Annotated in this window: 8 protein-coding genes and 2 pseudogenes; 5 read left to right on the top strand and 5 right to left on the bottom strand. The window is 48.3% G+C overall.

Going from position 1 to position 9878, the window contains the following annotated elements; translation table 11 throughout:
- Positions 1-337: pseudogene (locus QZ942_RS02180) on the bottom strand (transposase); the annotation flags it as partial.
- A gap of 325 nt (positions 338-662) precedes the next feature.
- Between QZ942_RS02180 and QZ942_RS02175 the strand changes: the two are divergent.
- Together QZ942_RS02175 and QZ942_RS02170 are read left to right on the top strand one after the other, a co-directional pair.
- A complete protein-coding gene (locus QZ942_RS02175; RefSeq protein ID WP_292992985.1) occupies positions 663-986 on the top strand; it encodes a hypothetical protein in 324 nt (107 codons plus the stop codon).
- A complete protein-coding gene (locus QZ942_RS02170; protein ID WP_292992983.1) occupies positions 971-1366 on the top strand; it encodes a hypothetical protein in 396 nt (131 codons plus the stop codon). The genes QZ942_RS02175 and QZ942_RS02170 overlap by 16 nt, the downstream gene beginning before the upstream one ends.
- 318 nt (positions 1367-1684) lie before the next feature.
- Here the strand turns inward: QZ942_RS02170 and QZ942_RS02165 are convergent, their stop codons facing one another.
- Both QZ942_RS02165 and QZ942_RS02160 read right to left on the bottom strand, forming a co-directional pair.
- Positions 1685-4456, bottom strand: a complete 2772-nt coding sequence (locus tag QZ942_RS02165) for an SUMF1/EgtB/PvdO family nonheme iron enzyme (protein ID WP_292992987.1) — start codon at positions 4454-4456, stop codon at positions 1685-1687.
- 70 nt (positions 4457-4526) lie between these two features.
- Positions 4527-5006, bottom strand: coding sequence for a hypothetical protein (locus tag QZ942_RS02160; RefSeq protein ID WP_292992981.1), 480 nt, complete (start codon positions 5004-5006; stop codon positions 4527-4529).
- Between the two features lie 276 nt (positions 5007-5282).
- Here QZ942_RS02160 and QZ942_RS02155 point away from each other — a divergent pair, with 276 nt between their 5' ends.
- A complete protein-coding gene (locus tag QZ942_RS02155; protein ID WP_292992979.1) occupies positions 5283-5477 on the top strand; it encodes a hypothetical protein in 195 nt (64 codons plus the stop codon).
- Between the two features lie 21 nt (positions 5478-5498).
- Here QZ942_RS02155 and QZ942_RS02150 read toward each other — a convergent pair whose 3' ends face one another.
- Entirely contained in the window at positions 5499-7205 is a 1707-nt protein-coding gene (locus QZ942_RS02150) for a diguanylate cyclase (protein WP_292992977.1), read from the bottom strand.
- Between the two features lie 249 nt (positions 7206-7454).
- Between QZ942_RS02150 and QZ942_RS02145 the strand changes: the two genes are divergently transcribed.
- Positions 7455-8183 (top strand): DUF1499 domain-containing protein, encoded by a 729-nt coding sequence (locus QZ942_RS02145; RefSeq protein WP_292992975.1) that lies wholly within the window; start codon positions 7455-7457, stop codon positions 8181-8183.
- 116 nt (positions 8184-8299) lie between these two features.
- On the top strand, positions 8300-9559 hold the full coding sequence (locus QZ942_RS02140) for a putative Na+/H+ antiporter (protein WP_292992973.1): 1260 nt from the start codon (positions 8300-8302) through the stop codon (positions 9557-9559).
- 206 nt (positions 9560-9765) lie between these two features.
- Here the strand turns inward: QZ942_RS02140 and QZ942_RS02135 are convergent.
- Positions 9766-9878, bottom strand: a pseudogene (locus tag QZ942_RS02135) (IS5/IS1182 family transposase); the annotation flags it as partial.

Raw genomic sequence — 9878 nt, 5'->3', positions numbered from 1 at the left:
ACCGGGTAGGTCTTCTTCTTTTGGGTGATGAACGAATACTTCACTTCGTTTCTTTCGCGAAGAAGACCGCCGCCTCCTTTAATATTTGCCGCTCAAGCTTTAATTGTTTGTTTTCTATCTTAAGCCGCCGAATTTCTTCCTGATCCGGCGTCAGTTTCCCATTACCCCGGAATGCCTGGCCACTATTATCCGCCTCGTTCTCCTTGATCTATCGCCCAAGCATGTTAGCCCTGATTTCCAGGCTCCTGGCCGCTTCTGCTATCGTCAATCCCTGATCCACAACCAGACTGATTGCATCCAGTTTGAATTCCTTTGTATATTGTTTCCTCGTTTCCATTTCTTCCTCCAATTAAGATTATTTTCTCTTAACTGGAGTGTCCGGGTCTATTGGACCACATCACATGCCCATGTCGGGCACACTAGGACGGATGCCGAAGGGTGATCCGTCAAATCAAAACCAGCGCCGACATATCATCCAATGCCATCATCACGCTCATTCGGCGTGTTCATGCAGGGTGGAACACTTTCATTCGGCGGAACGCTTTCAGCTTCCGCCTTACGCGGGTTGACATAAATTTAACACATATCAATGTACCTTTTTATTAGCAAGAGATAATGAAATGTATCATTGATATGTTTTAATATTAGGAGGTTACATCATCATGAAATTCAGAACTTTTTCTTTCGGAATTAAGTCGGCGTTTGTAGCTGTCATGGTATTTGGCACTTCCGTGTGGGCAGTTACTACCGTGCAAGTTGGGGCCAGCGGAAAAACATTTGCATCCACTATGGTGTCATGTGCCGCTAACCCAGCAGACTCGGGTGCGCAATCACCGGTAGTTGAAGCTGGCTTGTTTAACCCGACACGCAAGACGATCGCCACTGTGTCACTCAACGGCGTCCCTGTGGCAAACGTCACAAGCGCTAATCCAATCGCCCATGTCTGGCTCGCAGATGGCGACACAATACGGTGGTTGTGGCGCTGAGTAAAAAGAAGGCGGATAACTATGCGTTTACCGTACAGCCTGGGATGTGCACCCTCCCAGACACATCTGGCAATACATTCAGCGCCGACGGCACACTAGAATACGCCGCCAGTGGAAAATCATACGCAACAGTGCAACCCGGCTGTGCATTGAACCCTGGTGCTGGTCGTGCGCAACCATATGTAAACCTGTTTGATAATGGTAGTTACATGCTCAATGTTTCCGTAAATGGCGTACCGCTAACACAACTAAGTGCAAGCCGCCCTCATACCCCCGTCTTTCTGAGCGCAGGCCAGAATGTTATCTCGGCCGCCAATGGCAGTTTATCCATTGACTATTACATTCGCGACGGGGGTGATGGCAGTTGCATACTACCTTAGTGGTGCAATATGTCTACAATGGGGAAGGAGGTTCGCTATCCATATATCAACCGAGTGACCCCATTGACAGGTGAACCGATAGCCCGGATGGAGGTCGTAGCGCACCAACACGCGAACGTTGGCCGGATTATTGAACCAGGAACCACCGCGCAGCACACGGGCCTCGTCTCAGGGAACCCCGCAGATAGAATAAATCTGCTTTAGCAGTATGCCACAAGCAATACCCCAAAAAGAAAGCCAGAATTGCGCGCGGCGCGGCTACGCGGCGCTCAGTGAACAGCAATTCAGCGCTTCAGCGATCAGCGCGCCAGCGAACCGCTATTCGATGGGGGACTCACATAATACCCGGAAACCAATATTGATGTCGGGACTGACCGGATCGCGGAAGGTGCGCACCGACACACGCACGAGATCCGGATTACTATGCCAGGAACCACCGCGCACCACGCGGTATTGTGTGTCCGTCGTGTCATCATTACACTGCTGCGCATTGTCGTCGAACTGGTTACGCCAGTTCGAACACGTCCATTCCCAGACGTTACCGGACATGTCGTACAAGCCGAACTGGTTCTCAGCAAAACTGCCCACCGGCGCAGATTCTTTGTTGTCCGATGAACTTCTGCAGCCATCACAATTGGCGTTGTTGCTGCCTGGTTCATTACCCCAAGGATAAGCTGTCGTTGTCTCTGCGCGTGCCGCATATTCCCATTCCGCCTCGGTCGGCAAACGGCATTGATTGTTAATCTGCTTCCCCAGCCAGCTTGCGTATGCTACCGCTTCAAACCATTTCACATTGACCACCGGTTGATTGCCGCGCCCGCCTTTGACGGTATTTGGGAACGGGATGGTTGTGTTGCCGGAACGGTACTGTTGCCAGACATAATAATCATACTGCTCGTAAGTGACTTCGGTTTTCCCCAGGTAGAAAGGTTCAGCGGTGTGAATCAGTTTGCCGGGCACGCCAAACAATTTTTCATTTTGGCCAAGTTTGGCTATAAACGCGGCGTCTTGCTCGCCCATGTTAAAAGAGCCGGATGGAATGTGCTTTTCTGTTAATGCGGGCAGTGGTGCGTAGCCTAAGCGGAAACGTTGCAGCGTCCAGATCATATCCGGGGACAAAGCATGTTTCTGCACCCAAATTATTGATTCCGTACCATACACAACGAGCATTGCCAGCAATGCAACAAGCGTGACTTGCGCACGGCGACTCCATGCCAGGAAACGACTCTCGGTGGTATTTATGGGGATGCGTAGCGCACGGTATTTTTTGAGGTCAAAGAACTTAAGATTCCACAAGCGCCCCAAGCCTTTGCTTTGTTGCCATTGCTTACTTTCATGGGCGAGTTGTTGGCGATATAGGTCACGATCACGGTTTTTTTCGATGTAATCGTAGAATGTGGGCCAATAACCGGTTAGTTTTCCCGTTTTTTCATCCTTGCCGCGTGCGCGAACCAGGGTTTCGTGGATCAGGTCGACGTAGTGCTGATCTTGTTCCTTACTTGGCGTGATCAAGCGCAACACGTTCTGATGTTCCGTGTTTAATACCGTGATGTCGCGCTGCCCGGAAAGCATTTCGACCACGCGCTTACCGGATTTGTCGTTGCCGTTTCCCGCAACGAATATCGCTTCATCCAGCATAATGCGCTGACGCGTATGACGGCCTTCGTCGTTAATGCGCGTCAGGCGCAATAACAATTCCAGCGTCGCCACCTTACCTTTGGGCACCACCTGGTCAATGCGTTGTAATAGCGCGTCAGCTTGTGTGCTGAGCATGCCGGCAAGGCCACCTTGCTGCCGGTATGCTTCGCCACTGAGGCGGTTGTTGTTGCGATGTTCCCACAAGATAGACAGTGCATTTTCCACCAGCGGCAATGCGCCGATTTCATCACTTGCGTCGTTCAGGATAGCCGTGGTGACTTCACTGACATCCAGTCCAGCCAACCGAGCGGGTTGTTCGATGATTTCACGCAACCCGTGGGTGGAGATGGCCGGTAAGAAATAACGCTTGCAGTGACGGTTATAAATGTCTTGCAAGCGCGGCAGATATTCAAAGCGATCCAAAAAATCAGCCCGCACCGTGTTGATCAGGAATAGTGGACAATCCGGATCTTGCAGCGCAATAGTCAGCAACGCATCAAACTGTTTGCGTTCAGCCTCATCAGCAAACGTGAACAGCTCTTCAAACTGGTCAACGATCAGCAGGAACGCGATACCTGCTTGTTTAAAACCCTTCAGCGTCGAAGCCAATCCGCTTTCTCTCGTGCTTAAGCGTTCTTTCCGTGCATCGATATCCCACTTGGCTGGATCGTCGATCAATCCCTGTTCGAGGATTTCGGCCAATTTGACGAGCGGATTTTTCCCCGGCATCATCGGGCCAAGGATGCGCCAATGCTCGAAACCGGTGCGCGCCCACAATGCGCCGCGTTCAATCATCGGCAGCATGCCTGCTTGAACCAGCGATGATTTGCCCGAACCGCTGTTGCCTTCGATTTGCAGCCAGCGCGTGTAGTGGGCGCCGCCTGTTTGTTGCAGTTTATCCGGATTGGTTTGGCTTTGATCACCCAGGAAAGCCAATGCTTCGAGGGTTTCCTGGCGGCGTCCGAAAAACAGCCTGGCATCATTGCGGGAAAAAGCGCTGAGGCCCAGGTAAGGACAGCGGTCTTCGATAACGTGCTGGGAATTGATGCGAATGCTGTGCGTTTGGATAGCCTGGATGAGTTTCTCCGGCAACGGATCGGCGGGTATCCAGCGATCCGCCTGAAACAATGCCAGAAAAGGCGGTAATGACTCGGGCTTGGCATCACTGAGCAGAATGGGGAAAATCGGCAGCCGCTCAGCATCGTCATGCGGCGACAAATGCCGGATTAATGCGGCTTGCACTTCTGCGCCGACCCAGCGCTGGGTACCATCTTGTCCCACCAGCACCACAAATGCACAGCAATCTTTCAGCGCGTGTTGCAGTTTTTCTACCCAGCAATCACCGGAACGGATGGCGTCTTCATCCTGAAAAACGCTCAGGCCCGCTTGTTCCAGAGCCAAGCGTAAAGCAATACTGGCGTCACGATCAGTACGACTGTAACTGAGAAATATTGGTTTGATAGTTTGAGCTTCGGTTGCGGCATGATGAATGGTATCGATTGCTGAAGGCTGTGATTATAGGCTACAAATCTTCCGCTTCTATCTCCGTCAAATCTTCCACTCCGGCAAGCTCGGACAGCAGGCGGGTGTAATTTCTCAATTGCGTTTGTAAGACTTGCAGTTCCTGACGGAACTGTCGGCACTCATCGGGAGAGGCAAAAGCGCCTTCCTGGCTTTTACGGTGCCATTTGGCGGTGAAAGGACGCACCACTTGGTTGAGTACCACGATGGCGATTTTGGCAAATTGAATACAGGAGCGGCCGTGTTCTTTGAGAGTTTCTCGCGTGATGCCAAACAAGGCGTAAATACTATCCAGTGCGGTTTGTTCCACGCCGTCTTCGTTCGATAATGGTTGCGTGGTGATGCGCGTGAGCAATTCGACATACAGATCCCACGCGGCTTCTTTATCCGGATCGGAGGGCTTCCACTCCATATCCATGAACGGCGCATTGATTCTGAGTCCGGTCAAATTCCAGTTTTCAAATAGATCTTTAATTTTCATGATTTGACCTCAATAACCTTGACTAAATTTGTATAAGATTCACAAAGAATACTTCCTTTTCCAACCTAATGGAAATAGAAAACAGTCAGATAAGCGTACCATCAGAAGGCAGATCTGCAAACAGATCCGGCACTCCAGACACCTTGCGGAGTTGCTAATGGGCGTGCATCAAACTTTCAAATTGCCGGGGAAAATCATTTGTAATCTTTGATTTATGTTGCATGCCCCTATGCTCTACTAGTAACGTGATCAACAAATGCCGCAAGGAGGTTTGTCATGATAAACAAGGAATTCTTTGTCGATAATGCAGAGATTAAAGAATCTAATGATGCCGATGATGAAGCTTTAGCGGATGGCTTGATTCCAGATAGCCGGATCATTCAAATCATAGATGAACTGGAGACCAGCCAGGATGATTTTGATGATGACGGAAATTCTGCAATGACACTCGAATCATTGGGATTGCATTAGCAGCAGGGAAACTTGTACCGCTTAACCGGATGATTCCGAGCACACACAGTTACGCCCCTGATTCTTGGCGCGGTAAAGCTGCTGGTCTGCCTGGGAAATCAAATCATCCAGCGATACATTGCCATCTGAGGTACTGGCGACACCCAAGCTGGCGGTAAATGAGAGCTTTTCTTCCTGATCGGTGGCAATCTGGATAGTGGAAACCTTTTTGCGCATCCGCTCTGCAATGGTTACGGCGTCTGTCAATCGCGTTTCCGGCAGAAAAACAAGGAACTCTTCCCCGCCCCAGCGCGCCAGAATATCCCCGCTGCGCGCTTCATTTTGCAGCGTCTCGGACAACTGTACCAGAACGCGATCCCCCAAAGCATGGCCATAATTATCATTAAACAATTTGAAATGATCGATATCCAGCATAATGACGGAAGTATTACTTTTGCTGCGTAAACTCATGGCCCAGATTGGCTGCACAAATTTATAAAACGACCGCCGGTTGTTCAAGTTGGTCAATAAATCAATTCCGGCCATTCTCTCAGCAGCCAGTTTCTCGCTCTGATTGATGTTGAATCGTTCGGCAAGTGCCAGCGCCAGCAAAACCGCGTCGGCCATCATGCCGATATCCGTCGCCCGGTAAGTCAACCAGTTAAATGGGATGAATCCCCATACGGCGTTTGCCGTAATAGTGCCACCGCATATCGAGAAAATAGATGCCAACAGGAAATACTTGGCGAATTGGTTATCGGCACGCAACGAAATGGCGCCCAATATGACCGAGGCAATGTAAAAAAAGAAGATAAAAACAATTGATATCAACAACGCGATGACAAATTCATCGACCAGCATCGCTAGCAGTATTAATGCGCTAAAACCGACACAACTTACGATAATTACGCGATAAACGCGGGGCCAGGCTACTTTGATAGCCAGAAAGTGTAATGCAAAAGCAAACCCGCTCACGGTGCAGACCATCATCAAAACCGGATTGGCCCATTGCTGCCATTGCGGCGATTCAGACCACAACCATTGGTAGCCATGACCGGTATAGGCAGCATTCAGCGCTAAAAAGAATAAGAGATAGAGGGAATAAAGCAGATAAGGGGCAGCTCGTAACCCAATATACAACATAAAATTGTATGCAACCAAAGCCAAAATAACACCGTACATAAAACCATAGCTATAGGCTTGCACCCTATCTCTATCGTTTAGTTTCTCATTGTCCAGCAAATAAATCGGCAAAACCATCGCGTCGGCTGATTCTATCCGGATCAAAATTGTGGTTTCGCCCTGTGTAAAATCATGACCCATGACAAAGAATCGGCGATTGAGGGGGCGCTCTGCAAATAACAAACTGTCGCCAGTGTGATAACTATTGATTAACTGCTCTTGCTGGAGATAATAAACATCGATTTTGTCCAACCAGGCGTTTTCAATCAGCAGGTTCCGATGAATAGCGATTTTCCCGGAATTGCTGACCTGAAATGCAAGCCATACCGGTCTGGAGCCGATTCCAAAATTAATAACGGGATTATCGGATAAAGAAAAATGGCCGTTTCTAAACGCATCGATTGCGTCGTGCATACTTAAGTGGCTATCATTACTCTGGTATACCTGAATATACTGGCCAATCGTATCTTTGTATTCTGTGGCAACATCCAGTGTTTTTGCATTTGCCGGAAAAATCCAGGAAAACATCACAAGAACGGCGAAAGACAATAGCAGAAGCTTCTTCATGCAATAATGCTGAGTATATTTATAAAAATAAAAAACAGCTTTGAACCAAATAATTTGAGCTTTCCAGGTAGATGGGGCGAGAATTATCTTACAGGATAATGAAATATTAATCAGCTTCTTTCAGATCAAGAAAATGAGCCTATTTTCAGCCACCCAGCCGCATCCGTGCTATTTCCCCAAATTTCAGGGTTGGTTGAAATGGTGATTTTTATTGATTTTATTGATCTTTCTTAAAAAATGATTTCGACCATGAAAAAACCATTTGAATTTACCCGCTGGAGTCTGAGGATTTCGTTGTTTGCCTTACTAACGGCGGGTCTGGCTATACTCGGTCTTCGGCTCAGCATCTTTGATTTTCAACCGGCCTTAATCGGACTTGCCGGCACTACACTGGCTGGATTGTTGGCTATCGTTCTCGGATTGATTGGGACATTGCGTGCAATCAAGGCGAAAGAAACCAGAGTTGTTTCTACACTGTCGGGATCAACATTGGGTTTTTTAGTCGTGGCGCCGGTTTTAATGGCTATTATGGCAGGAGCCGGGGCACCACGCATTCATGACATTACGACAGATCTGACGCACCCGCCTGAGTTTGTGGCAATCAAGGCGTTACGCACACCGGCGCATAATTCGTTGGATCGGCTTGAACCGGAGAATTTGGCCGCGTTGCAGAAAGCAGGCTATCCCGATCTGGCTCCGTTATTCATTCCTCGTCCATCCGATCAGGTTTTTGAACAGGCAGTTGCGCTGGTGAAAAAACGGGGTTGGGAAGTTGCTGCTGTTTCTGCTGTAAATAGCCGGATTGAGGCAACCGATACCACACGCATCATGGGCTTCAAAGATGATGTGATAATCCGGATTCAAGCAGCGGGCAATAAAACCCAGGTCGATATGCGCTCCGCTTCGCGGGTCGGAAAAGGTGATCTGGGCATGAATGCCGAACGCATCCGGCTGTTCTTGGCTGATTTGGGGAAATAGGTTGGTTGAAAAACACTATGCGATCCGGTCATCAAACAGTCAAATACGCGGCATAACATACGAGTAATGCTATCATTACCAAATCTCTCATTACTCATTTCATCTAATTTCACAACATGATCAATCCGACATCTGTTCAACTCATCGCTGCCGTATTATTTGCACTGGCTATTATCCACACATTTTCAACTAAATATTTCGAACATCTGGCACATACCCAGCCGCGCCATGCAGGAATTTGGCATTTATTGGGTGAAGTGGAAGTGGTTTTCGGTTTTTGGGCTATGGTTTTAATACTTTTTATATTTGCCATAAGCGGTAAGCATGAAGCAATAACGTATCTTGAATCACGCGATTTTACCGAGCCCATGTTTGTGTTTGTGATTATGGTCATTGCCGGAACGCGGCCCATTTTAGATTTGGCCGCCTCTACTGTGCAGCGCGCTGCATTCTTATTACCAATAAATCAAGGCATGGCCATGTATTTTTTATTACTGGCTTTCGTTCCTTTATTGGGCTCATTTATTACGGAACCTGCTGCGATGACACTTGCGGCACTCATGTTGCGGGATACGCTATTTAGCAAAGAGATATCGACCAAGTTAAAATATGCAACGGTCGGTGTGTTATTTGTCAATGTTTCCATAGGTGGCACACTGACACCTTTCGCGGCGCCGCCGGTATTGATGGTTGCTGCAAAATGGGATTGGGATATTTGGTTCATGATGACGAACTTTGGCTGGAAAGCTGCGGTGGCCGTTGCTGTAAATGCATGTGCGGTAACGTGGCTGTTCCGGAATGAATTGGGACATGTCCGTCAGAAGGATAATACTGCTGAAGAAAAGACTCCTTTTCCTGTGGTACTAGTCCATCTGATTTTTCTGACGCTGGTTGTGGTTTTTGCACACCATCCCGCAGCCTTTATGGGTTTATTTTTGTTCTTCATCGGATTCACAGCGGCTTATCAACAGTATCAAAATCCATTAATCTTGCGAGAATCTTTACTGGTCGCATTTTTCTTGGCAGGATTGGTAGTACTCGGTGGACAGCAACAGTGGTGGCTGCAACCGCTTCTGATGGATATGGATGATACGGCTGTATTCTTTGGAGCAGCAGCATTAACGGCGATTACAGATAATGCAGCGCTCACTTATTTGGGTTCATTGGTCGAGGGTTTGAGTCAGGAATTTAAAATAGCATTGGTTGCAGGCGCAGTAGCTGGCGGTGGCTTAACTGTGATAGCTAATGCCCCCAATCCCGCTGGTTTCGCTATTCTGAAAAGCAAATTCGATGAGCAATCGATCCATCCACTGGGTTTATTGATTGCGGCATTGCCTCCGACACTGGTGGCCATCATTGCGTTTCGTGTGCTATGAGTATTCCCGGGAAGGAGGATCAGACTAGATCAGTGAATAGCGCAAAATATCACCTATAAAAAACTTTAAATTTCGAACTAGGGAAACGCTGAATAACTCATCGCGCAGTAGAGATCAAGCCGAGTGATCATGTAATATTGCGATAATTTGCCCAATTTTGACCTGAATCGCATCATTTTTTGCATTATTACCCTCATTTCTTGTTTTCAAGGCGCAACTAGGCTGCCTGTTCTGCATAGCCACCGGCGAGCCAACAGCAAATTGGCAAGCCCGAACAGCGAGAACATCTGAGCGGTATTTTTGACCAATCCCTTGTAGC

It is taken from the genome of Nitrosomonas sp. (genome assembly GCF_021731985.1).
Classification (GTDB): domain Bacteria; phylum Pseudomonadota; class Gammaproteobacteria; order Burkholderiales; family Nitrosomonadaceae; genus Nitrosomonas.
This window is presented reverse-complemented; position numbering and strand designations above follow the sequence as displayed.

Excerpts from the sequence above, each read along its gene's own strand:
- QZ942_RS02175 (WP_292992985.1), top strand. The coding sequence starts at position 663 with ATGAAATTCAGAACTTTTTCTTTCGGAATTAAGTCGGCGTTTGTAGCT.
- QZ942_RS02160 (WP_292992981.1), bottom strand. The coding sequence starts at position 5,006 with ATGAAAATTAAAGATCTATTTGAAAACTGGAATTTGACCGGACTCAGA.
- QZ942_RS02155 (WP_292992979.1), top strand. The coding sequence starts at position 5,283 with ATGATAAACAAGGAATTCTTTGTCGATAATGCAGAGATTAAAGAATCT.
- QZ942_RS02150 (WP_292992977.1), bottom strand. The coding sequence starts at position 7,205 with ATGAAGAAGCTTCTGCTATTGTCTTTCGCCGTTCTTGTGATGTTTTCC.
- QZ942_RS02145 (WP_292992975.1), top strand. The coding sequence starts at position 7,455 with ATGAAAAAACCATTTGAATTTACCCGCTGGAGTCTGAGGATTTCGTTG.
- QZ942_RS02140 (WP_292992973.1), top strand. The coding sequence starts at position 8,300 with ATGATCAATCCGACATCTGTTCAACTCATCGCTGCCGTATTATTTGCA.